The sequence below is a fragment of the Micromonospora sp. NPDC047465 genome, assembly GCF_040643125.1.
Classification (GTDB): Bacteria; Actinomycetota; Actinomycetes; order Mycobacteriales; family Micromonosporaceae; genus Micromonospora.
On the sequence record NZ_JBEYTP010000031.1, the window covers coordinates 21,881 to 47,342 of the forward strand.

Sequence of the window (25,462 nt, forward strand, 5' to 3'; positions counted from 1 at the left end):
GGGCTCAACGCGCCGCGTCCGGGTGACCCGGCATGCCGGACCCGCCGCTGGAACTGCCCGACGCGCCGCCGGCCACGCCGGACCCGTCGTCCTCGGTGACCAGGTCGGGCTTCGCCGTCGTGTCGTCCGGCGCCGGGACGTCGGTGTCCGCCCCGACCTGGACCAGCCGGGCCTGGCCGGCCTCGTCCTCGGCGTGCGCCGGGTCGACCGGCAGCTCGCCGTCGCGTGCCCGATACCCCACCGCTGCCTCCCCGTCGCCGCCGTGCCGTTCGGTCCCGGCTACCCGGCGCCGACGGGGTGAAACGTCGGCCGGTGGGCAGGAGGGAGTCAGTGTCGCCGGGTGGGACGGCCGGGCCGCCCGGGGGAGCGCGGCGCGCGGCGCACCGGGGTGAGCGCCAGCGGCGACCAGTGCCCGGGGCGCGTCCGGCCGGGCGGCAGCGCGGTGCGCTGGTCGCCCCGGGCCGCGTCGAGCTGCGACTGGTGCAGGAACAGGCTGCCGGACAGGTCCGCGCCGCGCAGGTCCGCCCCGCGCAGGTCGGCGCCGGTCAGGTCGGCCAGGCCGAGGTCGACGCCGCGCAGGTCGGCCCCGATCAGCAGCGCCCCGCGCAGGTTCGCTCGCCGCAGGTCGACCCGGCGCAGGTCGACGCCGAACAGTTTGGCGCCCCGCCGGTCCGCACCGGCCCGGCCGCCCCGCGACCGGGCCGCGTCCCCGGCGCGCGACAGCAGCGGGTTGACCCGCCCCCGGTGCGCGTCCACGTCGAGCGCCCGCAGCGTCTCGGGGGACTCCCGGGTCAGCCGCTCGGTCTCGGCGAGCGCGCCGACGAGCTCGTCGCGCAGCGGCTGCGGCGGGCGCAGCGTGAGCGCCTCGGTCAGGTACCAGAGCAGCTCGTGCAGCGGCCGCATCACCGCGAACGTGTCGAACATGCTCGCCGCGGTCTCCGGCGCGTCGCGCCAGTCCCGCCCGCCGAAGGTGTGCTGGGCCACCCGCTGCCCGGCGCCGAAGCAGTCGAAGACGGTGCAGCCGGGGAAGCCCCGCTCGCGCAGGTCGGCGTGGATGCCGCAGCGCGAGTCGGCCCCCAGGTTCGGGCAGGGGCGCCCGGCCGGCTTGTCGATGGCGAAGTCGGCCGACGCGGAGAAGGCGGGCGCGACGCAGCAGAGCCCGAAGCATCGGGCGCAGTCGGCGCGCAGGTCGTCCGCCGCCGACGATGACGACCGGGGTGTTTCCGACACGCTGACCGTTCTCCTGCCGATCGTGACCCTTCCACTCGCCGGGACGCGGGCGGACCTCCCATTGTCCCGCGCGGCGCTGGTGGCCCGCCCGGCGGGCCGGGCCACCAGCGCAGAGCGCGCGTCGGGCCCCGCCCGCCCCGCCACGAAACGCTCAGACCCGGGTGACGCGTACGGCGTCCGCGACCACGTAGCCGGTGCCCGAGGTCCACCGGCTCACACCCACCTTGTTGCCGTCGCCCCGGGCGAGGGTGAAGGTGCCCAGCGAGGACCACTTCCCGCCGTTGCTCCGCTGGTCGACGTGCACCGTCTTGTTGCCCGTCGAGGTGGCCACGATGTAGGGGGTGGCGGCGCTGTTGCCGGTGGACGCCGGGTACCAGACGTCGACCCGGTAGGTGCCGGTCTCGGGGACGTCGACCTTGTACCAGGCGACGTCGCTGGCGGCGACCGGGACGGCCCGACGGTAGCTGGTGCCGTACCGGCCGGTGAGGCTGGACGAGACGGCCCAGTTGCTGCTGGCGGTGAAGCGCCCGGCCGTGGTGTTGTCCACCACCGTGCTCCACGGGCTGAAGTGCGTCGACCAGAGGTTGTGCGTCGGCCAGCTGGTCACCTGGCGGGAGGCGGCCCACAGCGCGCCGTCGATGTCGCCGTAGTTGAGGCCGGAGGGATCGTCGCGCTGGTTGAACAGCGCCGCCCAGCTCATGCCCTGGTAGCTTTTGACCAGCAGGGTGTAGGTGCCGGCCAGGCTGCCGGTGTGCCAGATGTTGTACTTCGTCCCGCCGCTGGTGGCGAAGGGGCGCACGGCCCAGCCGAGGCCGTAGTACCAGCCGTTGCCGTTCACGCCGGTCGAAGGCACCGCGGTGACCTTGGCCAGCGAGGCGCCGTCGAGCACGCCACCGGCCCCGTCGAGCATGGTGGCCCAGCGGACCATGTCCACCGCCGAGGCGACCCACCCGCCGTTGGCGTCGCGCAGGCTCATGCTGAAGGTGCCGTACGGGGCCGGCACGATGGTGCCCGAGTCGTCCAGCACGGTGCGCCCGGTGTACTGCGACCGGTAGCTGACCTCGCCGGCGAGCCGCGTCAGGGCCTTCCCGTGCGCCATCCGAGCGATGCCCAACGGCGCGAGGAGCTTCTGCTTGACGTACGCCTCGTAGGACAGGCCGGTGACCTTCTCGACGACGCGGCCGGCGAGGAAGTAGCCGTAGTTGCTGTACGCCACGGTGCTGCCCGGGTTGTGTTGCAGCGGCTGGCCGGCCATGTAGCGCAGGACGTCCTCCTTGCGCAGCTCCAGCGGCACGCCCAGCGCCTGCGCGATGACGTGGTCCCGGCCGTGCAGGGGATCGAAGGTGAGGTCCCGGTCCCAGCCGCCGAGGTGCTGCAGCAGCCGCCGCAGGGTGACCTGCGGCAGCCTCGGGTCGACGGACTGCCCGGTCGGCGGGATGAAGTCCAGCACCGAGGTCACCGGGTCGTCGAGGCCGACCAGGCCGTCCTGCGCCAGCCGGAGCACCGCCGCCGCGGTGAGCGACTTGCTGAGGCTCGCGATGCGGAACAGTGACGTCGGCTGGATCGTCTCCGCCGAGTTGTTGCCGTAGCCCCGGGCCAGCACGAGCCGGCCGTTGTACGCCACCGCGAGCTGCCCGGCGCTGACACCGCGCGCCTGCATGAACGACTTCATGGCGTCGTCGAAGCTGCTCAGCCCGGCAACCGCGGTGCCGGTGGCGACCCACCCGTCCGCCGCCCTCGCCGGCCCGTGGAGCAGCGTGCCGGCACCGGCGGCACCGGCGCCGGCAGCGCCGACGAGCTTTCCGAACGTCCTCCTGCTGACTGTCCGCACGACATCTCCCCGTGTAGTTGATCTAGCTGGGGAGACCCTACAAGAGGATTCGAGATTGGACAGTCCGGTCGACGGCCGTCACGTCACTTTCGCACCGACCGCCAGTCGTGGGAGGTGAGCGCGTTGGCCTGCGGTCCCATCAGCAACATGCCGCCGTCGACGGGCCAGGACGCGCCGGTGACGTACGCGGCGGTGGGCGAGGCAGGCCTTGCCGATGCCGGAGTCGGCGCCGGTGACGACGGCGATTTTCGGGTAGTTCTCGTAACGCGCTGGCATGGTGCCGCACTACCCGTTCCATGCGGATGCAGCCATACGTTGATCCCGGCCCATGCGGGGGATTGCCCACGTCGATGCGCTCTGCCATTCTCCACCGTGGACGCTGCCAGCGACGGTCGCCAATCCGGAGGACCGTGCGGCGGCCCCTATCCGCCGGAGGGACCCTCGTGAAGCGCAGACGTCGCCACCTGCTCGTGGGACTGGCGGTCGGTGCCCTGGTGGCATCGACCGGTCTCGTTGGAATCCATTTCGCCGGCGCCCAGGTGCCGGCTCCCGCCGCCGCGTCCGGCGACGGGGAGATGCCCGGCGCGCTCGGCGCCCACATGGAACGGCTGCGCCAGGCCGTGCCGGGCAACGACGGCATGTCGCCGGACGGCCCGGGCAACGCCGCGCAGCAGGAGTTCCTGGAGCGCGCGTACCCGGCCAACACGATCAGCATCGCCCAGATGGACCGGTCGAAGGCGGCGTACTCGGCCGCGGAGCGGCGCGCCGGCGGCAGCCGGGGCTGGGTCAACGTCGGCCCGAGCGAGGCCCTCTACCCGTTCACCGAGTTCCGCAACGCCGGCAACTACGTGCCGAACGCGTACGTCGCGGGCGGCCGGGTCACCTCGATCGACATCGCGCCGGACTGCAACGCCCTGCTCTGCCGGGCGTACGTCACGCCGGCCGGCGGCGGCGTCTGGGGCACCCTGAACGTCCTCGCGCCCGAGCCGAAGTGGTTCTACCTGGGCGGGCCGCTCGGCATCAACGCCGCCGGCTCGGTCAAGATCGACCGGAACGACAGGACCGGCCTGACCATCTACGTCGGCACGGGCGAGGCGAACACCTGCGCCTCCGGCTGCGTCGCCGGCGTCGGCCTCTACAAGTCCACCAACGGCGGGGTCACCTGGAAGGGCCCGCTGGGCAAGGACGCCTTGGCCGGCAAGGGGATCGGCGAGATCACGATCAAGCCCGGCGACCCGAGGACCCTCTACGTCGCCACCACCACGGCGCTGCGGGGCATGTCCGGCTCCTGCTGCACCGGCGTCACGCGGCCGGTGCCCGACGCCGAGAAGTGGGGCCTCTACAAGTCCACCGACGGCGGCGCGAGCTGGAGGTTCATCCACAACGGCTCGGCCGACGCCACCCAGTGCACCGGCAGCGCCGCGGAGTACGCCAACACCACCGCCTGCTCGCCGCGCGGGGTGCGCTACGTCAAGCTCGACCCGCGCGACGCGAACGTCGTCTACGCCTCCTCGTACGCCCGGGGCGTGTGGCGCTCGGCGGACGCCGGCGCCACCTGGACGCAGATCAAGCCGTCGCTGAACCCGGCCGTCTTCCAGACCCGGGCCGCGATCGACGTGACCGCCCTGCCGAACGGCAAGACCCGGATGTACGTCTACGAGGGCAACCTCGGCAACCCGTACTCGCGGCTGTTCCGCAGCGACGACGTGGCCGGCGGTGCCCCCGCGTTCACCGACCTGACCAGCGCCAACCCGGCCGACCCGGGCTTCGCGACCTACAACCAGTGCACCGGCCAGTGCTGGTACGACGTCTTCGTGCACACCCCGGCCGGGCATCCGGACATCGTCTACACCGGCGGCTCCTACGTCTACGGCGAGACGGTCGCCCACAAGCGGGCGGTGGTCCTGTCCACCGACGCCGGGGTCAGCGGCACCGACATGACCTACGACGGTACCGACGAGCTGCACCCCAACGGCCTGCACCCCGACCAGCACGCGCTGGTCACCAACCCGCGCAACCCGTACCAGTTCTTCGAGGCCAACGACGGCGGCGTGATGCGCTCCAGCGGCCAGTTCGTGGACCGGTCGGCGTGGTGCGACAACCCGGACCGCAACCTCGTCACGGACGCCCAGAAGGCCCGCTGCAAGCAGATGCTGTCGCGGATCCCGTCGAAGCTGGACGGCATCAACAAGGGCATGAACACGCTGCAGTTCATCAGCCTGTCGGCGAGCCCGCACGACCACACGCTGCTGCAGGGCGGCACCCAGGACAACGGCACCTGGGAGAACAAGGGCCAGCGCAACCGCTGGGTCAACACGATGATCGGTGACGGCGGCGCGTCCGGCTTCGACGTCGGCAAGCCGGAGTTCCGCTTCCACACCTTCTACGACGCCTCGCCCGAGGTGAACTTCAACAACGGCGACGTGGGCAGCTGGATCTCGATCTCCGACCCGATCTTCGGGCACCCGGGCACCCTGTTCTACGCCCCGGTGGTCAGCGACCCGAAGGTCAGCGGCACGATCTTCGCCGGTACGTCCCGCACTGTCTACCGGACCAAGACGTTCGGCCTGGGCGACCGGAGCCTGGCGGAGGCCGACCGGATCTGCAACACCTGGACCGGCACCTTCGAGGCGCAGTGCGGCGACTTCGCGCCGCTGGGCACGGTCAACCTGACCGACGCCGCGTGGGGCGACCGGGCCGGCGGCGCCGTCTCGGTGGTCGAGCGGGTCGCCACCGACTCGTCCACCGCGTACGCGGCCACCAGCACCGGGCGGGTGTTCGTGTCCCGCAACGTCGATGCCGAGCCGGCCTCCGCGGTCACCTGGACGCGGATCGACACCGCCGCCACGCCCAACCGCTTCGTCACCAGCATCCACGTCGACCCGGCCGACCCGGCCCGGGCATGGGTCTCCTACAGCGGGTTCAACTCGAACACCCCGGCCACCCTCGGCCACGCGTTCGAGGTGAAGCTGGCCGGCGCCGGCGCGACCTGGGCCGACCGGTCGTACGACTTCGGCGACCAGCCGATCACCGACCTGGTCCGCGACGACGTCACCGGCGACCTCTACGCGGCCACCGACTTCGGTGTCCTGCGGCTGGCCAGGGGCAGCACGACCTGGGTGAAGGCGGCCCGTGGCATGCCGAACGTCGAGGTCGCCGGGCTGACCGTCGTGCCCGGCAAGCGGGTGCTCTACGCCGCCTCGCACGGCCTGGGCGCCTGGCAGCTCGCGCTCTGAGGAAGTCGACCATCGGCAACGACCGGGTGAGGGGCCGCGCGAGCGGCCCCTCACCGCTGCCCGAGGCGGCCGGCCGGGCCTGGCGCACCCTCGGCGCGGCGTTCGTCCTGCTCGTCTTCGTCCCGCCGCTGCTGCTGCTGGTCTCCGGCTCGCTCACCGAGCCCGGCCTGCCCCCGCCGCCCACGCCGCGGCTGGTGCCGGAGCCGGTCTCCACCGTCGGCTTCCAGCAGGCCGTCGAGTGGGGCGGGCTGCTGCGGGCCTCGCTCAACTCGGTCCTGGTCGCGGTCGTCGCGGTGCCGCTGAGCGTGCTCGTCGCCGCGCTGGCCGGCTTCGCGCTGGCCCGGCTCGCCCCGCGCACCACCGGCGTCGTCGTGGCGGCCTCCCTGGTGGCGCTGATGGTGCCGGCCACGGCGCTGCTGGTGCCCCGCTTCGCGATCTTCCGGATGCTCGGCCTGACCGATACCCTGGTGCCGTTGATCGCCCCGGCGTTGCTGGGCACCTCGCCGCTCTACGTCCTGGTCTACTACCTGGCCTTCCGGGCGCTGCCGGCGGACCTCTACGACGCCTGCCTGGTGGAGGACCTCTCGCCGATGCGCACCTGGTGGCGGGTCGCCCTCCCGCTGGTCCGCCCGGTCACCGCCGGCCTCACCGCGCTCACCTTCGTGCTCACCTGGTCGAACTTCCTCGACCCGCTGGTCTACGTCTACGACCGCGACCTGTTCACCCTGCCGCTGGCACTGCGCTCCCTGTCGGTGCTGGACCCGACGAACTTCCCGGTGTTCCTGGCCGGCGCGGTGCTGGCCACGGTGCCGGCCCTGGCCGTCTTCGTGCTCGCCCAGCGGCGCTTCCTCCACCACGACGACCCGACGGGACGAGACTGACGATGCGACCGGAGAGAGAACCGACGATGAGACCGAAGGCGCTGCTCGCCCTGCTGCTCGCCGCCGTGCTGGCCGCCACCGGTTGCGGTTCCGGCTCCGGGTCGTCCGACGACGGCCCGGTGCGGCTGCTGGTCTTCGGCGCGCCGGAGGAACTCGCCGCCTACCGCAGCCTCGTCGAGGCGTACGAGAAGGCGCGTCCCGGCGCCGACGTGCAGCTCGTCGAGGCCAGCGACCGCAAGGACCTGCTGGCCCGGCTCGCCACCTCGGTGGCCGGCGGCGCCCCGCCGGACCTGTTCCTGATGAACTACCGCTTCTACGGCCAGTTCGCCGCCAAGGACGTCATCGAGCCCCTCGACGACCGGCTCGCCGCCTCGCAGGCCGTCGACCCGGCCGACTACTACCCGGTGGCGTGGAACGCGTTCCGGTGGAGGGACCGGCAGCTCTGCCTGCCGCAGAACGTCTCCAGCCTCGCCGTCTACTACAACCGCACCCTCTTCGCGAAGTACGGCGTGCCCGAGCCGAAGGCCGGCTGGACGTGGAACGACCTGCTCACCACCGCGTCCGCGATGACCCGCGACTCCCGTGGCGTGGTCGTCAAGGCCACCGAGAGCGAGGGCGCGGCGCTGCGCCCCGCCGTGCACGGCCTCGGCGTCGAGCCGTCCATCATCCGGCTCGCCCCGTTCGTCTGGTCCAACGGCGGCCAGCTCGTCGACGACCCGGCGAGGCCGACCCGCCTGACCCTGGACACCCCGCCCGCCCGGGAGGCGCTGAAGAACCTGGTCGACCTGCGGCTGGCGTACGGGGTGGTGCCCACCGACGAGGAGGTCGAAGCCGAGGACGACGAGTCGCGGTTCGCCAACGGGCGGCTCGCCATGCTGATGAGCTCCCGCCGCTCCACCACCACGTTCCGCTCCATCACCGGCTTCGAGTGGGACGTCGCCCCGCTGCCCGTGTACACCGAACAGGTCGGAGTGCTGCACTCGGACGCGTACTGCATGACCCGGGGCGCGAAGCGCAAGGACGCCGCGTGGCGGTTCCTGGAGTTCGCCATCGCCGAGGAGGGCCAGCGCATCATCGCCGCCACCGGCCGCACCGTCCCGTCCCACATCGGGGTGTCGCAGTCGCCGGCGTTCCTCGGCCCGGCCCAGCCGCCGCGCAGCGCGAAGGTCTTCCTCGACGCCATCCCCACCGTCCGGGCGCTGCCCACCGTCTCCACCTGGCCGGAGATCGAGGACGTGACGTACGGCATCCTGGAGAACGCCATGCACCGGGGCGACCGGCTCGACGACGTGATCCGCGACCTCGACCAGCAGACCCGCCCCCTGTTCGCCCGCGGCGAGCACGGGTGAGCGACCCCGGCCTCGCCCTGGCGGGCGTCTCCGCCGCCTACCGCGGCTCGACGGTGCTGCACGAGGTGGACCTGACCGTCGCCCGGGGAGAACTGCTGGTGGTGCTCGGCCCGTCGGGGGCCGGCAAGTCGACCGTGCTGCGGGTGGTCGCCGGCCTGGAACCGGTCACCGCCGGCCGGGTCCGCATCGCCGGCCGGGACGTCACCGCCGACCGTCCCGGCCGGCGCAACGTGTCGATGGTGTTCCAGTCGTACGCCCTCTTCCCGCACCTGACCGTCGCCGAGAACATCGCCTTCGGCCTCGAGGTGCGCGACACCCCCCGCGCCGTCGCCCGGGACCGGGCCCGCGCCGCCGCCGAGACCGTCGGCTGCGCCGCCCTGCTGGACCGGCGGCCCGGGCAGCTCTCCGGCGGGGAGCGGCAGCGGGTGGCGTTGGCCCGCGCCCTGGTGCGGGAGCCGGACGTGTTCCTGCTCGACGAGCCGCTGTCCAACCTCGACCTGGCGCTGCGGGTGGAGATGCGCGCCGAGCTGCGCGCCCTGCACGACCGGCTGGGCGCCACCATGGTCCACGTCACCCACGACCAGACCGAGGCCCTGGTGCTCGCCGACCGGATCGCCGTGCTGCGCGCCGGCCGGATCGAGCAGGTCGGCACGCCCGACGAGATCTGGCGCACCCCGGCCAGCAGCTTCGTCGCCCGCTTCGTCGGCTCCCCGGCGATGAACCTGCTCCCGGCCGCGGGGGCGCTCGTGCCGTCGGGCACCGCGCCCGTCCGGGCCGCCGACGAGCTGGAGATCGGCTTCCGGCCCGAGGCGGTCACCCTCGACGCCGCCGACGGCACGGACGCCACCGTCGACCGGGTCGAGGTGGTCGGCGAGGACGCGTACGCGTACCTGACCCTCGCCGGCGGGCACCGGGTCGTCGCCCGGGTGCCCGCGGCCCGCCGGCCCGAGCGCGGCGCGGCGGTACGCGTCGGGGTGCGCTGGGCCGACGTGCACGTCTTCCACGCCGACTCCGGCCGCCGGTACACCCCGTGACGACTACGCGTCGGGGTGCGCTGGGCCGACGTGCACGTCTTCCACGCCGACTCCGGCCGCCGGTACACCCCGTGACGACGACGGACCGCCGCTCCCGCCGGCAGTTGGCGCTGATGCTGGCGCCGTACCTGCTGGGCCTGGTCGGGCTGGTGCTGCTGCCCGCCGCGGTCACCCTGGCGCTGGCCTTCACCGAGTACGACCTGCTGCGCCCGCCACGCTGGGTGGGACTGGACAACCTCACCGCGCTGGTCGACGACCCGGTGTTCCGGGTGTCGCTGACCAACTCGCTGGTCTTCGCTCTGGTGGCCGTTCCGCTGCGGATGCTCTTCGCGCTCGGCCTGGCGCTGCTGCTGCACCGCCGGGCCCTCGGGGTCGGTCCCGCCCGCACGGCGGCGGTGCTGCCGACAGCGGTGCCCGAGATCGCCTACGGGCTGCTCTGGCTGTGGCTGCTCAACCCGCTCTACGGCCCGATCAACCAGCTGCTGCGCACCGGCGGGGAGAACGGCCTGACCGCGCTGGGCCGCACCCCGCCGCAGTGGCTCACCGACCCGACCGACGCCCGGGCCGCGATCATCCTGATGAGCCTGTTCACCATGGGGGAGACGTTCGTGGTGCTGCTGGCCGCCCGCCGCGCGCTGCCCCGCGACGTCTACGAGATGGCCGCGATCGAGGACGCCACCGGCTGGGACGTGTTCCGCCGGGTCACCCTGCCGCTGATGGCGCCGGTGCTCGGGCTGCTGGCGGTGCGCGACGCCATCCAGAGCCTGCACTTCACGTTCGTGCCGGCGTTCGTGGTCACCGACGGCGGCCCGCCCCCGTACGCCACCACCTACCTGTCGCTGTTCGTCTACCGCACCGGCTTCGAGTACCTGCGCTACGGCTACGCGGCCGCCGCGACCCTGGTGATGATCCTGCTGACCGTGGCGGCGGTGCTGGTGCAGTGGCGGCTCATCCGCCGCTACCGCGCGTTCTACCGCCTCTGAGAACCCGGCGCGCGAAATTCCCGGGCGCCGGCCCCGGACAGCGTGACATGATCGCGCACTGCGCCGACCGAATGGCGGTGCGCGAGGAGGTCGGCATGGAGTTCGAGGTACGCCCGATCGGGCCGGAGTCGACCGCCGAGGCGGCCGCCGTGCTCGCCGACGCCTTCGACGGGTACCCCTGGATGGCCTGGACGGTGGCGGCCGACCGGCACCGGGAGCGGCTGGAGGCGATGTTCGCCGGCACCGTCGACGCGGTCGGGCTGCCCTACGGCGACGTCTGGGCGGCGGTGGACCCCGCCGGCCGGCCCGCGGCGGTGGCAGTCTGGCTGCGCCCGGACCGGCCGGTGCCGGACGAGGTCTGGGCCGGCGTCGCGGCGCGCAACGCCGAGCTGGCCGGCGACCGGCACGCGGCGCTGCGCGCCGCCGACGCGGCCTGTGCCTCGCTGCGGTCGGCCGAGCCGGCACTCCTGCTCGCCACCGTCGGCGTGCGCCGCGCCGACCAGGGTCGGGGGCTGGGCGCCCGGGTGCTGCGGCCCGGCCTGGCGGAGGCGGACCGTGCCGGCCTGCCGGCGGTGCTGGAGACGTCGTCGGAGCCGAACGTGCGGTTCTACCAGCGGCTCGGTTTCGCGGTCACCGGCCAGGCCCAGGTGCCCGACGGCGGTCCCCACGTGTGGGCGATGCGCCGACCGGCCGGGCGGGCCGACACCGAAACGCGGGTGTAAGGGCCGCTTGTCCGGGTAGCCGCCGGGAATGGAGCTGGTCGAGGAGTCGCCGTACCGCTTCCGGATCGACCGGCACGACCCGATGCGGGTGCCGGGAGTGGTCTTCGCGTCCCGGTCGTTGCTGCCCGACGCCGGGGCGGACAAGTCGCTGGAGCAGGTCGCGAACGTCGCCACGCTGCCCGGCATCGTCGACGCCTCGTACGCCATGCCCGACGTGCACTGGGGCTACGGGTTCCCGATCGGTGGCGTGGCCGCCACCGACGTCGCGCACGGCGGCGTGGTCTCGCCCGGCGGGGTGGGCTTCGACATCTCCTGCGGGGTCCGGCTGCTCGCCGCCGACCTCGACCGCGACGGGCTGCGGCCCCGGCTCGACGCGTTGATGGACGGGCTGGGCGAGGCCACCCCGCGCGGGATGGGCAAGGGCGCGGTGTGGCACCTGTCCTCGCGTCAGGAACTCGACGCGGTGCTGCGCGGCGGCTCCCGGTACGCGGTCGAGCGCGGCTTCGGCGTCGAGCGGGACCTGCACCGCTGCGAGGACTACGGCGCCGTCGGCGACGCCAACCCGGCCGAGGTCAGCGAGCGGGCGATCGAGCGCGGCGCGCGACAGGTCGGCAGCCTCGGCTCCGGCAACCACTTCCTGGAGGTGCAGGCTGTCGAGGAGGTGTACGACGACACCACCGCCACCGCCTTCGGGCTGCGCCCCGGCCAGGTCTGTGTGATGATCCACTGCGGGTCGCGGGGGCTGGGCCACCAGATCTGTACCGACTACGTCCGCGCGATGGAGAAGGTGATGGCCCGGTACAACATCCACGTGCCGGACCGGCAGCTCGCCTGCGCCCCGGTCTCCTCCCACGAGGGCCGCGCCTACCTGGGCGCGATGGCCGCCGCCGCCAACTACGCCCGGGCGAACCGGCAACTGCTGGCCGACGCCGCCCGGAAGGTCTTCGCCCGGGTGACCGGCAGCCGGCTGGACCTGGTCTACGACATCTCGCACAACCTCGCCAAGATCGAGGACCACGACGTCGACGGCGAACGGCGCGCGCTCTGCGTGCACCGCAAGGGCGCCACCCGCGCGCTGCCCCCGGGCCACGCCGACCTGCCCGACGACCTGCGCGACGTCGGCCAGCCGGTGCTGATCCCCGGTTCGATGGGCACCGGCTCGTACGTGCTCACCGGCGTGCCGGGGGCGCCCGCGTTCGCCTCCACCTGCCACGGGGCCGGGCGGGTGCAGAGCCGCAAGCAGGCCGTGAAGGCCGAGCGCGGGCTGGATCCGCGCGGCCAGTTGGAGGCGCAGGACATCGCGGTGCGCGGCGCGTCCCGGCGCGGCCTGGCCGAGGAGATGCCCGCCGCGTACAAGGACATCTCGGCGGTGGTGGCGGCGGCCGAGGGCGCCGGGCTGTGCCGGAAGGTGGCCCGGCTGGTGCCGCTCGGCGTGGTGAAGGGCTGAGCCGGCGGCTACACGTCGAGGGTTACCGCGCAGGACCAGACCCCGCCGTCGCGGCCGAAGCGCAGCTCGTGCAGGGACACGGCCTTCGGCACTGCCCCGACCAGCTCGACGGCGTCGGTGCCTGTCGTGCGCCAGCGCACCGTCAGGCCGCCGGCGCCGTCGTCGGCCACCTCGGTGTGCAGCGGCAGCTCGCCCTCCGTCTCCATCCGGAAGATCACCTCGTCGAGTACGGCCACCAGCAGGTCCTCGTCGTCGCCGGCCGGCGCACGGAACTCCCGCTCGCCACCCGGTGGTGCCCCGGCGGGGTCGACGAACGTCCCGACCATCGCGGCGACCGCCTCGGCCACGCACTCCTCCCGGCTCGGCGCCCACGCCTCGATGCGGACGTCGGCGGTGTGCGGCACGCAGCGGTGTCCGCGCTCGGGTCGTCGCTCCATGCCCCGATCATCCGTCACCGGGCCGCCGCGCGCGGGCCGGTCGACGCAGGCCGGGGTGGGCTCAGCGCGGGCCGGGGCGGCTCAGCGCAGGCCGAGGCGGGCGATGGGCTCGACGAGCTCGCGTTCCTCGTAGGCGAGGTGGGACAGCAGCGTGTCGCTGAGCAGGTCGACGGCCGCGCGGAGCTCGGCCATCCCGTCGGAGACGGAGACGAACGCGACGAGGGCGCGGTCGACCCGCTCCAGGACGTCGTGGATGGCGTGGTGCTCCTGCTCCAGCCGGTCGATGACCGGCGCGAGGCGGGGGTCGCCGGCGCGCAGGTGCGGGAACATCCTCTGGTCCTCGAGGGTGTGGTGGGTGGTGACCACCCGGCAGTACGACTCGCAGTAGGTGCCCAGCGTCCACTTGTTCTGCCGGATCGTCATGGTGTTGATGTGCGAGCGGGCCGTGCCCGCGTCGAGCAGCCCGGCGCCCACCTGCTCGACGAGGTCGTGGAGGCGGGCGAGTTCGGCCCGCAGCCCGTCGTGCACGTCGACGAGGTGCTGGGCGCTGGCCTGGTCGTGCGGGGTGTAGGTGCGTGTGGGGTCCGGCGCGGGGCCAGTCGGCCGGGTGCTCTCGTCCCAGACCCGGATCGCGCTGCGGCGGACGCCGTCGTCGGGCGTCGGCACGACCGCGAAGGCTTTCGCCCCGGCGGGCGGGCGTTCGACCGGAGGCTCCGTCGGGGCAGTCACCGGCACCGGTTCCGGCGCGTCGGAGGCGGTGGCGGCGGTGCGCTCGGCGGCCACGAGGTCGCGTACGGCGGGGGCGACCTCGGCGGCGAAGCGCCGCAGGTCCTCGGGGTCGTCGCTGCCCAGGATGAAGGTGCTGATCCCGTCGCCGAGCGCGAGGTCGGCGAGTTCCTCCGCCCACTGCTCGGGCGGGCCCTGCAACAGGCCGCGGCCGACCGGGGTGAAGCGGCCGGTCACGTTGAGCAGCCGGCGGACGTCGCCGGGGGACCGGCCCGCCTCCCGGGCCGCCTCGTCGATGGCGGCGTTGCCCCGGGCGAGGTCGCCGGGCTGGAGGTAGCCCAGCGACGGCAGCCACCCGTCGGCCCGGCGCCCGGTCAGGGCCAGCATGCGCGGCTTGTACGCGCCGAGCCAGATGCCCACGTCGTGGGCGGGCGCGGGGCCCCGCTTCGCGCCGACCACCCGGTGAAACTCGCCGTCGACGCGGACGCCGCCGCGCACGTCGACGTCCCAGACCTGGCGGATGACCTCGATCGCCTCCTCCAGGGCCCGTACGCCCTGCCCGGGGGAGAGCCGACGCCCGCCCATCGCCTCGATGGCCTCCCAGAACGCACCGGCGCCCAGGCCCAGCTCGACCCGGCCGTCGGAGAGCAGGTCGAGGCTCGCCACGCTGCGGGCCAGGACGGCCGGCGGGCGCAGCGGCAGGTTCGTCACGTTCGCGGCCAGCCGGACGCTGCTGGTCCGGGCCGCCACGAAGCTCATCAGCGTCCAGGTGTCCAGGAACGCCGGCTGGTACGGGTGGTCCTGGAAGGTGACCAGGTCGAACCCGACCTGCTCGGCCAGCACGGCGAGGCCCACCACCCGGCCCGGGTCGGCGTTGCCGGGCGTCAGGAACGACCCGAAGGTCAACGGGTGCCCGTAGTCGCCCATGTCGGCCTCTTCCCCCTGTCCCGCGGCTGCGCCGAGCCGCACGGCAGATGGTATGCCGGGCACGGACGTCGGCCGCCCCCGACCGACGATCCCGAGGGACGGGGCGGGGCCCGGTGGCCCGGCGGAGGGGATGCCCCGCGGCGGGGCGTTGACGCCGGTAGATAGGCCCCCTAGGGTCCTTACGGACCGGACCGTTATGTGCCCTCCCCGAGCCGTGTGCTCGTCGCGCGACGGGTCGGTCCCGGAGTCCGGGGCAGGAGTCAGATCGCCCGGGTGCTCCCGCTGCAATTCCGGATCCGACCGTTACGGCTCGACCGCCGGTGCCTCCGGCGGTCGCGGGAAGAGGAGCTGGCGCTCATGACGAACCGCCGCACGTTGATCCGCTACGCCGCCGCCCTCGCGGTGGCGCCGGCCGTCCCCGCCGCCTGGCCCGCGCCGCCCGCGTCGGCCGCGCCTGCCGCCGGGGTGACCGTCGATCCCTTCGGCATCCCGCTGCGCGACGTCCTGCTCATCGGCGGGACCGTCGCGCCCGGCCCGGACGGCAGGCCGGTGCTCTGGTCCGCCGTCTCCGGCGAGCCGGCCCGGCTCGCCGCCATCGACCCGGCGACCGGCCGGACGGTCTCCGACCAGGAGCTCACCGGCGCACCCGGCTCGTACGCGGTGGCCGCCGCGCCCGACGGCACCGTCTACGTCGGCGCGTACAGCACCGGCGACCTGTACCGCCGCCGGCCCGGCCCGGACAGTCCCGTCGAGAACCTCGGCCGGCCGCTGCCCTCCGAGACGTACATCTGGCGGATCGCCGTGGACGACGCGGGCGTCGTGTACGGCGGCACCTTCCCCGGCGCCCGGGTCTTCGCCCACGACCCCGCCACCGGGGCGACCCGGGACTACGGCCAGGTCCTCCCCGGCGCGCAGTACGTCCGCAGCCTCGCCGTCACCGCCGACAAGGTCTACGCCGGCACCCAGCCGGACGCCCACCTCTTCGAGATCGACAAGGTCAGCGGCGAGATCCGGGAGCTGCCCCTGCCCGATGGGCTCGGCGCGGGCACCGGCCAGACGGTGTACGACCTGAACGCCCACGACGGGCGGGTCTACGCCCGGTTCGGCTCCGCCATCAACGGCCGGCTCGGCGTGTACGACATCGCCGCCCGGCGGTGGACCGACCTGATCGACGGCGTCGCCGGGCTGGACGTCTCCGCGCCCGGCCCCGGCGGCCTGGTTTACCTCACCCGCGCCGGCCGGCTCACCGGCTACCACCCGGGCACCGGGAGCTTCACCGACACGCCGCTGGCCTTCCCGGGTCGGGTGGTCAACAACCGGGGCATCGGCTGGGTCACCCTCGCCGACCCGGACTGGCCGGGCCGCACGCTCGTCGGGCTGCTCTGGCGGGGCGACATGTTCCGCTGGAACCCGGTCACCGGCCGCGCCGACGTGGTGCAGACGGACGTGCCCGGCGAGCCCATCCCGATCGCCGCGCTGCACGTCGGCGCCTCCGGCGCGGTCTGGGTCGGCGGCTACCTCAACGGCGGCCTCGCCCGCGTCGACCCCGACACCGGGGTGTCGACGTTCCAGCGCTTCGCCCAGGTGGAGAGCGTCCTGGAGACCGGCGGGCAGGTCTGGCTGGGGGCGTACCCGGACTCACGGCTCTACCGGTACGACCCGGCGAAGCCGTGGAGCAGCCCCGAGTACTCGCCGGGTCTGCCGGGCAGCGCGGACAACCCGGTCAAGCTGCTCGACCTGAAGGCCGCCGACCAGGTGCGGGCGCGGGCGCTGACCGACGCCGGGGACAGCGTCGCCTACGGCACCATGCCCAACACCACCCTCGGCGGGGCGCTCGCCGTCGTGGACAAGGCCACCGGCGCGGCGCGCGTGCACCGGCCGGTGGTGACCGACCAGTCGATCGTCAGCCTCACCCACGTCAACGGCCTGATCGTGGGCGGCACCTCCGTCGACGGCGGATACAGCGTGCCCCGGCCCACCCAGACCGAGGCGCGGCTCTTCGGCTGGGACGTCGCCACCGACAGCGAGGCGTTCCAGTTCGTCCCGGTGCCGGGCGCGCGGGCCGTCCCGGCGCTGGCGGTGGACCGCTCCGGCCTGCTCTGGGGGCTGGCCGGCGGGCAGTTGTTCGCCGTCGACCTGGCCGCCCGGGCGGTGGTGCGGCGGATCACCCTCGCCCCGGGCGTGTCCGACAGCCGCGGCCGGCTGGGCTACGACGCCCCCCGCCACCTGCTGTACGCGCTGGTCGGCGGGCGGCTGCTGGTCCAGGTGGACCTCGGCGCCGGCGCGACGCGGCAACTGCTGGACCAGCCGACGGAGTTCCTCGCCGTGCACCCGGACGGGCGGCTCTTCGTCGGCGCGGGCGAGCACCTGCACCGGATCACCGTGACGGGCTGACCCGACGCGGCCGGCGGGCCGGCGATCTCCTCCGATCGCCGGCCCGCCTGCCGTCGTGCCGGTGCCTAGAGCTGGATGCGGACCAGGTTGCGGCCGCGCAGCGCGTAGAGCGCCGAGCCGTCCGGGGCGGCGGTGAGCAGCGCCCCGCCGCCGTACCACTGCGCGTTCAGGCCGGTGACGAACGGGGTGACCGTCATCGTCGCCGGGTCGAGCTGCCACACGTCCCTGCCGTTGGTGCCGTAGATCGTCGCGCCGACCTGCACCAGGGTGCTCTGACCCGGGGCGACGGCGGCGGTCGACACGACCTGGCGGGTGCGCCGGTCGACGGCGAAGAGCACGCCGGTCTCGGTGAGGCCGATGACGCGGTCGCCGGTGGCCACGAGGTCGACGATCTGCTTCGCGCCGGGGACCGGGGTGATCTCCCAGGTCTTCGTCCGGCTGGCGAGGTCGAAGCCGGCTAGCCGGGCCTCGGTGGCGCGCGGGGTGGTGCCGAAGCCGCCGTTGACGCTGCTGCCGAGGAAGGCGGTGCCGTGCTTCACCGCCACCGACCGGATCGACTGGTCGGCGACGACGTCGCGGTGCACGTCCAGGGCCCCGGTGCGGGGATCGTAGAGGCTGACCGCGCCGCCGTACCGGCCGTAGTCCGGTTCGGTGCCGACGACCAGCAGTCCGTCGGCGGGGGACCAGGTGGCGTCGAGCGGCCGGGTCTGTTCCGCGCCGATCGCGGCGACCCGGCGCGGGTCGCCGTCGGGCGCCATCCGGAACAGGTACGCCAGCGTGTAGACCGACATCCAGATCTCGCCCGCGACGGGCGTCATGGCCTTGGCCTCGCCGGGCAGGAACCGCCGGGTGGAGGTGCCCGCCGCCAGGTCGTGCACCTGCACGCCGGCCTTGCCGGAGACGTACACCCGGGGGCCGTCGGTGGCGATCGCCATGGCCAGTTCCGGCGCCGGCGGCATGCCGGCCTGGGTGAGGTCGACGCCGGTCAGCTCGCCGGTGTTCAGGTCGTAGGTGACCACCGTGTTGGTGACGACGCCGCGCAACTGGTCGCCGGTGACGAAGATCCGGCCGAAGGAGGCGCCGTCGTAGGGCACGGCGAGGGTGCTGAGCTGCCCGGTGTCCCGGTCGTACTTGCGCAGCGTGCCCGAGGGGCGGGTGCCGAGGTAGACGTCGTTGCGCGCCGGGTCGACGGCGATGGCGGTGATGAAGCTGTCCGGCGTCTGCACCACCTCGTACCTCGACGGGTTCGCGGTGTCGATCAGCAGCATGGTGCCGGTGGGGGAGAGGGCCGCGGCGAGGAGGCCGTTCTCCAGGGCGAGGGTGCCGACGAAGGTGCGGTCGGCGAACTCGGGCGGCAGGAGTTCCCGCTTCGCGCCGGTGGCCCGGTCGATCGCGATCAGGTGGGCGTGCGCCCCGACGCCGGCGTAGATGGTCGTCGCGTCGACGGCGATGCTGCGCACGTACTGCTCGCCGGGCACCGCGACGCCGTAGTCGCGGGTGGCGCCGGTGGCGGGGTCGTAGGAGAAGACCCGCCCGCCGGGGTAGGTGCCGCCGTAGACGACGCCGTCGGGCGCGGTGTCCAGGGCCCAGATGTACCGGTCGGGGGAGACGTCGGCGACCTTGGTGACCCCGGTGCCGGTGGTGTCCACCCGGTACAGGTCGCCCGGCTCGTAGGTGCCGACGTACAGGTCGGTGCCGACCGACGTGGTGGCCCAGGCGCCGCCGCCGGTCGGCAGCTCGTAGCGCTGGTCGACCGTCTGCGCGGCCAGGTCGTAGCCGCCCACCACGACCGGGTTCACGCCGCCGGTCGCGGTGTAGATCGTCCCGTCGATCAGCTCGGAGCCGTTGACCGAGGTGACCTCGGAGGCGGGCCCGAGGTCGGTGACGGTGCCGGGCGGGGGCGCCTCGGCGTGGGCGGGCCCCGCCGGGACCGCCAGGGTGGCGGCGGCCAGCAGCAGGGCCGCGGTGAGCGCGGTACGTCGCAACACGACCTCCAGAGTCTTCAGATTTCGGTCCGGGCTCTAACCGTCACAGCCCACCACGCGGATCGCGCCGTGTCGAGCCCCCGGCGCGGACTCCGCGCCGGGTCGGCGCAGGCATTCATCGGTGCCTCTAGAGTTCCGGACGCCACCGTAATAGGGTGCCGGCATCGTCGAACGTGGAGGTCGCGTCGTGTCGCCGTTACGTCGTCCCCTTGTGCCCGCCGTCGTCCTGGCGCTCGCCGCCGCCCTGCTGCCCGCCGCCCCCGCCACGGCCGCGCCGGCCGCCCCCGCGCCCGGCGGGGTCACCGACTTCGGGGTCCAGCAGACCGCCCTCACCGTCTTCGAGGGCCACTACGGCACCGGCGCCGCCGGCCGGCCCGTCGTCTACGGGGTCCAGATGGGCTCGCCCGGGGTGCTCAGCGTGGCCGACCCGGTGACCCGGGAGCTGCTCGACACCGCCTACCTGCCCGACTCCTCCGGCGCCTGGGGCATCACCCAGACCGGCGACGGCACCGTCTACGCGGGCAGCTACCCCAACGCCCACCTCTACTCGTACGACCCGGACACCCGGGCCACCGTCGACCTCGGCGCACCTGTGCCCGGGCAGACCGTCCTCTACGGCCTGCGCCCCGGCGCCGACGGCCGGGTCTACGGCGGCACCTACCCCGGGGCGCACGTCTTCTCCTACGCTCCCGGCGAGGGGTTCCGCGACCACGGCCGGATGCACCCCGGCGAGCAGTACGTGATCGACGTGGCGGTCGACGCCGCGCGGAACGTGCTGTGGGCGGCGGTCGGCACGGGCGGCCACCTGATCCGCCTCGACCTGACCACGGGCGAGAAGCGGGACATCTGGCCGGAGGCGCTGCGCGGCGACCCGAACCACCCGTACGACATCAACCTGGTCGGCGGGAAGCTCTTCGTCAAGCGCAGCAAGCTCCAGGCGCTCGTGCTCGACCCGGACACCGGCGCCGTCCTGGCCGACGGCTTCACCATGGGCTCCCGGGGCACCTCGCCGCTCGCCCCCGACGGCCGGTCGGTCTACTTCACCTCCGGCACCGACCTCTGGCGCTACGATCTGCCGACCGACACCGCCGGGCCGGTGCGCGATGCCGCGGGCGCGCCGGTGCGCAGCGACGGGGCGGGCATCGGCTTCGGCTTCCTCGACGGCCAGCTCTACGCCGTCGTCGGCAACTACGCCGGGCAGGCGCTGCGGTACGACCCGGCGACCGGCGCCAGCGAGCGGTACCGGCTGCCGTTCCCGCCACAGGCGCTGGACATCAACAACATCACCGCCGGCCCGGACGGCCGGATCTGGACGAACCTCTACATCAACGGCAACCTCGCCGTGCTCGACCCGGCCACCGGCGCCGCGACGAACGTGGGCCGGCTCGGGCAGGCCGACGGCTTCGGCTGGCGCGACGGGAAGATGTACCAGGGCGTCTACCCGTACGGCGGGGTGCTCGTCTACGACCCGACCCAGCCGTACCGCCTCGGCACCAATCCGCGCGAGCTGTTCCGGCTGCAACCCGAGGGCCAGAACCGCCCGATCGCCTTCGCCTCGGCCGGCAGCCGGGTCTACGTCGGCAGCACGCCCGACTACGGCCTCTGGGGCGGCGCGCTGACCGTGTACGACACCGCGACCGGCGCCCGCACCACCCGCCGGGGCATCGTCGCCGACCAGGGCGTGATCAGCCTGGCCGTGGTCGGCGACCGGCTCTGGGCCGGCACGACGGTCAGCGGCGGCGGGGGCACCGTCCCGCGTGCCACCGAGGCGAAGCTGTTCACCGCCGACCTGGTGACCGGCGAGAAGACGGCCGAGTACACCCCGGTGCCGGGCGCGGACGCGATCACCTCGGTCGTCGCCGGGCCGGACGGCATGATCTGGGGACTCGCCGACGGCGAGGTGTTCGTGCTCGACCCGGCGACCGGCGCGGTGACGCACCGCGTCGACGTGCCCGGCGGCTACTCCGGGGTGGCCGACGAACTGGTCGTCAGCGCCGCCGACGAGCACGTCTACGCCTCGCTCGACGGCTACCTGCTGAAGATCGACCCGCTGTCGAAGGCGGTGCGGGTGATCCGGGACGCGGAGACCTACCGGCTGACCCAGGACGGCCAGGGCAACCTGTGGTTCCGCAACGGGGTCAAGGCGTCCAACCGGGCGGTCCAGTACGGCTCGCACCTGCTGCGGTACGTGCCAGAGGCGGACGCCTGCCCGCGCTCCGACCTGCGCCGTCAGGTGTACGCGGGCGGCGCGACCGCCGTGCCGAACCGGTACGCCGACGGCGGGTGCACGGTCAACGACCTGATCCGCGACGAGGCCGACTGGGGCAACCACGGCGCGTTCGTCGCGCACGTCGCCTCGGTCACCGACGGGCTCGTGGGATCCGGCGTGCTGGACGACGCCGAACAGGACGCCATCGTGGCGGCCGCCGCCGCCTCCTCCGTCGGCCGCTAGGCGGTCGCGCGGCGTTTCCTGCGGGCGCCGTGGGCGAGGACCCGGACGGTGTACGCCGTCCGGGCCCCGCCGAGCGCGCCGAGATCGTGGTGGACGTCCGCTCGGGGGAGCGGGTGACCCTGCGCAGCACCCCGCCCGACCCCGGCGCCGGCGCGCTGGCTGACCGGTTCGCCGGGGCACGGACCGCTTCGAGTGCTGCAACTGCGCGCCGCCGGCACCCTCGCGGCATCGCCGTCGGTGCCCGACACGCTGGTCCCGGTCGACCGGCTGGACCCGGCGTCCGCCGGCGAGACCCGGCGGTTCACCCTCACCGGCCGCAGCATCAACGGCCGCTCGATGAAGATGGACCGGATCGACTTCGTCGCCACGAAGGACGCCACCGAGGTCTGGGAGGTGGTCAACCAGGACGGCACCCCGCACAACTTCCACGTGCACGACGTGCAGTTCCAGGTGCTGTCGGTCGGCGGTCAGGCCCCGCCGCCCGCGCTGGGCGGCTGGAAGGACGCAATCTTCCTCGCGCCGCAGCGGCCCGTCCGGCTGGTCCTGCGCTTCACCGGATCACCGCCAGGATGCCCCGTCCTTCAGGAGGGGAGGAATAGCGGACGCGGTGCGAGCCATGCTCTACCAGGACGCGGGCATGATGGGCCAGTTCGTGGTGGTGGAACCGGGCCAGCGCGCCGGCACCCCACCCCGGCCCGGCACCCACGCCGGGCACGACTGAGTCTGTCGCACCCGCTCGTTACCATGCCGGCATGATCATGGACGACGCGGACGCCACCACCGTACGGTTCCTCCGGATGATGCGGGCCACCCTGCGCGAGGAGAAGGTCGGCGAGGACACCCTGGGGCGCACGGTCGAGCTGGCGCGCGCCTGGGGCACGAGCGAGGCCGCCGACGCGCACCTGCGCGCGGCGCTGCGGCGGCTGCACGGTGAGTCCCCGGATCCCGACGACCCCCGGCAGGTGGCCGACGAGTGCGCCGGCCTCGACCCGGACGGCGTGCCGGACGCGGCCACGGCGGCGAGGGGCCGGGCGATCGGCCGGTTCGCCGCGAACGCCCGGCGGCTGCGCGAGGGCGAGATCGGCCCCGCCGAGTTCGACCGGATCGTCGGAGAGGGCCGGGAGGGCTGACGGTCGCGGGCCGGCGGCGTACGGTCGGGCGGGTGCGGATCACCAAGTTCACCCACGCCTGCGTCCGGCTGGAGCACGACGGCGGCGTGCTGGTCATCGACCCGGGCACGTGGAGCGAGCCGCGCGCCCTGGCCGGCGCGGACGCCGTGCTGGTCACCCACGAGCACACCGACCACGTCGACGTGCTCCGGCTGGCCGGCCTCGGCGTGCCGGTCTTCGCGCCGGAGGGCGCGGCGCTGCCCGGCCCGGTCCCGCTGCCCGTGACCCGGGTGGGCGCCGGGCAGCGGTTCACCGCCGCCGGCCTCACCGTGACCGCGCTCGGCGGCCGGCACGCCGCCATCCACGGCGGTCAGCCCGACTGCGCCAACCTGGGCTACCTCGTCGGCGACGACGTCTACCACCCGGGCGACTCCCTGCACCCGCCGGACCGGCCCGTCCGGACCCTGCTCGTCCCCGCGCAGGCGTCCTGGCTGAAGCTGACCGAGGCGATCGACTTCGCCCGGGCCGCCGGGGCGGAGCGGGTGTTCCCGATCCACGACGCCCAGCTCAACGACCGGGGGCTGGCCAGCGTCAACGGCTGGTTCGCCGAGACCGTGCCCGGCTACCGCCACCTGGCGCCGGGGGAGTCCGCCTGAGCGGCCGTCTCCTCGCCCGCCTGCCGTCCTCGACCCGGGAACGGGCGCCCTGGCCGGTGGTCGGCCGAGTCGCCCCGGTGCCCCTGTGCCGCCCAACGGCCGATTGCTATACGGTCGCCAGGTGAGGATCGAAGAGCACTGGTGGAACGGCGACACGTCCCAGCGCGGTCGCCGCGACGTGTACATCCGCACGGACGGGCAGCGCTGGGACGTGCAGGTGCAGATCGGCGGAGCCTCCGGCCGGTCCCGGGTGCAGGAATGCCCGGGCCGGGCATCGGCGGTCATCCTCGCCGGCGCCTGGCGGGGCAACCATCCCGCCTGGCGTGAGGTGTCCGCCTGACGGCGCAGACCCGGCCGGCGCACCGGGCCGGGGTCGACGTCGGCGAGGGTCGACCCGTTGTGACGCCACCGGGTCATGGTGGGCGTTGACCTGCCCACCCCCGCCGGCGCCTGGTTACGCTCGGGTCGTCGTCGAGGTCGGGGGAGCAGCATGAGCAGCCAGACGGTCCCCACGGTGATGCCGGCGGCGTTCTTCGGGCACGGCAGCCCGATGAACGCCCTGGAGCTGAACCGGTACACGTCCGCGTGGCGCGCCTTCGGCCGGTCGGTGCCGCGACCCCGCGCGATCCTGGTGGTGTCGGCCCACTGGTACATCGGCGCCACCGCCGTCACGGCGATGCCCCGACCGAAGACGATCCACGACTTCTACGGCTTCCCGCAGGAGCTGTTCGACGTCCGCTACCCGGCGCCGGGACTGCCGGAGCTGGCCGAGGAGATCAGCGACGTCGTCCACCCCACCTGGGTCGGCGCGGACGTCGACTCCTGGGGCATCGACCACGGCACCTGGTCGGTGCTCACCCACGCCTTTCCCGACGCCGACATCCCCGTCGTCCAGTTGAGCATCAACGCGTTCAAGGATCTGGACTACCACCTGGACCTGGGCGCGAGGTTGGCGCCGCTGCGCGAGCGTGGCGTGCTCGTCGTGGCCAGCGGCAACGTGGTGCACAACCTCGGCGGGGTGGATCCGCGAATGGTCGACGAGGGCTTCGACTGGGCGCACCGGTTCGACGAGGCGGCGAGGGAGGTCATGCTCGGCGAGCCGACCGAGGCGCCCACGCTCGACGCCCACCGCGACTTCGGCCTGGCCGTGCCGGCGCCGGACCACTTCATTCCGCTGCTCTACCTGGCCGGCCTGGCCGGGGCCGCCGGCAACGGCTCGGAGGTGCTGGTGGACGGGTACGCGTACGGATCGCTGTCGATGACCGCGTACACCGTCGGGCTGGCCTGCCAGGGGCCGGGGCCGGCAGCCGGAGCGCCGCTGCTCCCGGCCGGCGTGCCGCCCGACTCCTCGAACATCTGACCACCCGGCCCCAGCACTCGAAGCCGCCGGCGAGCCGGTCGGGTCCTCCCTCAGGACTCGGCGCGGGCCAGTAGCAGCCCGAGCGCCACGAACGAGCCGGCGAAGCCCCGGCGCAGCCATCGGGTCACCGCCGGCCGGGCCAGCACCCGGTCGCGCACGGCGCCGGCGAGCATCCCGTACGCGCCGAACACCACGAAGGTGAGCAGCATGAACACCGTCCCCAGCCCCAGCATCCGGGCCACCTGGTCCGGCTCGTCGGGGCGGACGAACTGCGGCAGGAACGCGACGAAGAAGATGGTCAACTTCGGGTTGAGCAGGTTCGACAGCACCGCCACCCCGATCACCCGGGCGGGCGACGGCGCGGGCTCCGCCGCCGCGACCGTGAACCCGCTGCCGTCCCGCCACGTCGTCCAGGCCAGGTAGAGGAGATAGGCCACCCCGACGCACTTGAGCACCTGGAAGGCCGCGGCGCTGGAGTGCAGCAGCGCGGCCAGGCCGGTGACCGCCGCCGCGAGGTGCGGGGCGACGCCCAGGGTGCAACCGGCGGCGGCGAGCAGTCCCGCGCGACCGCCGCGGGTCAGCCCGGCGGCGAGCGTGTAGAGCGCCCCCGTACCGGGGGTGGCGATCACCACGAGCGAGGTGAGCAGGAACGCGACGGTCATCGTCGTCCTTTCCGAGCGGCGGCGGGGTGGCGACGGCCTCC

The 25,462-nt window shown here is 74.1% G+C and carries 21 protein-coding genes; 14 read left to right on the forward strand and 7 right to left on the reverse strand.

All coding sequences use genetic code 11. The features are described 5' to 3' along the window. Positions 1–4 precede the first annotated feature (4 nt). The 3 genes from ABZ793_RS24680 to ABZ793_RS24690 all read right to left on the reverse strand — a co-directional run bounded on the left by ABZ793_RS24680 (position 5) and on the right by ABZ793_RS24690 (position 3,061). Positions 5–241 carry a preprotein translocase YidC gene (locus tag ABZ793_RS24680; protein ID WP_357461389.1) on the reverse strand — a complete coding sequence of 79 codons (237 nt, stop codon included), beginning with the start codon at positions 239–241 and terminating at the stop codon, positions 5–7. Positions 242–327: 86 nt separating this feature from the next. Next, positions 328–1,230 carry a pentapeptide repeat-containing protein gene (locus tag ABZ793_RS24685; protein WP_357461391.1) on the reverse strand — a complete coding sequence of 301 codons (903 nt, stop codon included), beginning with the start codon at positions 1,228–1,230 and terminating at the stop codon, positions 328–330. Between the two features lie 151 nt (positions 1,231–1,381). Beyond that, positions 1,382–3,061 (reverse strand): serine hydrolase, encoded by a 1,680-nt coding sequence (locus ABZ793_RS24690; RefSeq protein ID WP_357461394.1) that lies wholly within the window; start codon positions 3,059–3,061, stop codon positions 1,382–1,384. A 443-nt stretch (positions 3,062–3,504) separates the two neighbouring features. Here ABZ793_RS24690 and ABZ793_RS24695 point away from each other — a divergent pair, with 443 nt between their 5' ends. From ABZ793_RS24695 to ABZ793_RS24725, 7 genes are all read left to right on the forward strand, one after another. Beyond that, positions 3,505–6,297, forward strand: a complete 2,793-nt coding sequence (locus ABZ793_RS24695; protein WP_357461397.1) for an exo-alpha-sialidase — start codon at positions 3,505–3,507, stop codon at positions 6,295–6,297. A 26-nt stretch (positions 6,298–6,323) separates the two neighbouring features. After that, on the forward strand, positions 6,324–7,178 hold the full coding sequence (locus ABZ793_RS24700; protein ID WP_357461399.1) for a carbohydrate ABC transporter permease: 855 nt from the start codon (positions 6,324–6,326) through the stop codon (positions 7,176–7,178). 26 nt (positions 7,179–7,204) lie between these two features. Beyond that, positions 7,205–8,527 carry a sugar ABC transporter substrate-binding protein gene (locus ABZ793_RS24705; protein ID WP_357461402.1) on the forward strand — a complete coding sequence of 441 codons (1,323 nt, stop codon included), beginning with the start codon at positions 7,205–7,207 and terminating at the stop codon, positions 8,525–8,527. Continuing rightward, a complete protein-coding gene (locus ABZ793_RS24710; RefSeq protein ID WP_357461404.1) occupies positions 8,524–9,561 on the forward strand; it encodes an ABC transporter ATP-binding protein in 1,038 nt (345 codons plus the stop codon). Before ABZ793_RS24705 ends, ABZ793_RS24710 begins: the two co-directional genes overlap by 4 nt. Positions 9,562–9,674: 113 nt before the next feature. Then, positions 9,675–10,544 carry a sugar ABC transporter permease gene (locus ABZ793_RS24715; RefSeq protein WP_357461533.1) on the forward strand — a complete coding sequence of 290 codons (870 nt, stop codon included), beginning with the start codon at positions 9,675–9,677 and terminating at the stop codon, positions 10,542–10,544. A gap of 95 nt (positions 10,545–10,639) precedes the next feature. After that, positions 10,640–11,266 (forward strand): GNAT family N-acetyltransferase, encoded by a 627-nt coding sequence (locus tag ABZ793_RS24720; RefSeq protein WP_357461536.1) that lies wholly within the window; start codon positions 10,640–10,642, stop codon positions 11,264–11,266. 28 nt (positions 11,267–11,294) lie between these two features. After that, the gene (locus tag ABZ793_RS24725) at positions 11,295–12,713 is read left to right on the forward strand and encodes an RtcB family protein (protein ID WP_357461406.1); all 1,419 of its coding nucleotides are present in this window, start codon (positions 11,295–11,297) and stop codon (positions 12,711–12,713) included. Positions 12,714–12,721: 8 nt separating this feature from the next. Here ABZ793_RS24725 and ABZ793_RS24730 read toward each other — a convergent pair whose 3' ends face one another. Then, complete coding sequence (locus tag ABZ793_RS24730; RefSeq protein WP_357461409.1) at positions 12,722–13,150, reverse strand: archease; 429 nt, start codon at positions 13,148–13,150, stop codon at positions 12,722–12,724. Positions 13,151–13,231: 81 nt separating this feature from the next. Continuing rightward, on the reverse strand, positions 13,232–14,803 hold the full coding sequence (locus ABZ793_RS24735) for an LLM class flavin-dependent oxidoreductase (RefSeq protein WP_357461413.1): 1,572 nt from the start codon (positions 14,801–14,803) through the stop codon (positions 13,232–13,234). A 357-nt stretch (positions 14,804–15,160) separates the two neighbouring features. On the opposite strand from ABZ793_RS24735, the gene ABZ793_RS24740 reads away from it, so the two are divergent. Beyond that, positions 15,161–17,197 (forward strand): hypothetical protein, encoded by a 2,037-nt coding sequence (locus ABZ793_RS24740; RefSeq protein ID WP_357461416.1) that lies wholly within the window; start codon positions 15,161–15,163, stop codon positions 17,195–17,197. Positions 17,198–17,262: 65 nt separating this feature from the next. On the opposite strand, the gene ABZ793_RS24745 is transcribed toward ABZ793_RS24740, so the two are convergent. Continuing rightward, complete coding sequence (locus tag ABZ793_RS24745; protein WP_357461419.1) at positions 17,263–19,185, reverse strand: hypothetical protein; 1,923 nt, start codon at positions 19,183–19,185, stop codon at positions 17,263–17,265. 184 nt (positions 19,186–19,369) lie between these two features. On the opposite strand from ABZ793_RS24745, the gene ABZ793_RS24750 reads away from it, so the two are divergent. From ABZ793_RS24750 to ygiD, 6 genes are all read left to right on the forward strand, one after another. Next, positions 19,370–21,634, forward strand: coding sequence for a hypothetical protein (locus tag ABZ793_RS24750; RefSeq protein WP_357461422.1), 2,265 nt, complete (start codon positions 19,370–19,372; stop codon positions 21,632–21,634). Positions 21,635–21,826: 192 nt separating this feature from the next. Then, positions 21,827–22,390 (forward strand): multicopper oxidase domain-containing protein, encoded by a 564-nt coding sequence (locus ABZ793_RS24755; RefSeq protein WP_357461425.1) that lies wholly within the window; start codon positions 21,827–21,829, stop codon positions 22,388–22,390. After that, complete coding sequence (locus tag ABZ793_RS24760) at positions 22,387–22,764, forward strand: hypothetical protein (protein ID WP_357461429.1); 378 nt, start codon at positions 22,387–22,389, stop codon at positions 22,762–22,764. The genes ABZ793_RS24755 and ABZ793_RS24760 overlap by 4 nt, the downstream gene beginning before the upstream one ends. 32 nt (positions 22,765–22,796) lie before the next feature. Continuing rightward, positions 22,797–23,399: an MBL fold metallo-hydrolase gene (locus ABZ793_RS24765; protein WP_357461432.1), complete on the forward strand. Its 603-nt coding sequence runs from the start codon at positions 22,797–22,799 to the stop codon at positions 23,397–23,399. 121 nt (positions 23,400–23,520) lie between these two features. Then, positions 23,521–23,739, forward strand: coding sequence for a hypothetical protein (locus ABZ793_RS24770; protein WP_350708282.1), 219 nt, complete (start codon positions 23,521–23,523; stop codon positions 23,737–23,739). A gap of 150 nt (positions 23,740–23,889) precedes the next feature. Beyond that, the gene (gene ygiD / locus ABZ793_RS24775; protein WP_357461436.1) at positions 23,890–24,759 is read left to right on the forward strand and encodes a 4,5-DOPA dioxygenase extradiol; all 870 of its coding nucleotides are present in this window, start codon (positions 23,890–23,892) and stop codon (positions 24,757–24,759) included. 50 nt (positions 24,760–24,809) lie between these two features. On the opposite strand, the gene ABZ793_RS24780 is transcribed toward ygiD, so the two are convergent. Next, positions 24,810–25,421 carry a LysE family translocator gene (locus ABZ793_RS24780; RefSeq protein WP_357461439.1) on the reverse strand — a complete coding sequence of 204 codons (612 nt, stop codon included), beginning with the start codon at positions 25,419–25,421 and terminating at the stop codon, positions 24,810–24,812. Positions 25,422–25,462 lie beyond the last annotated feature (41 nt).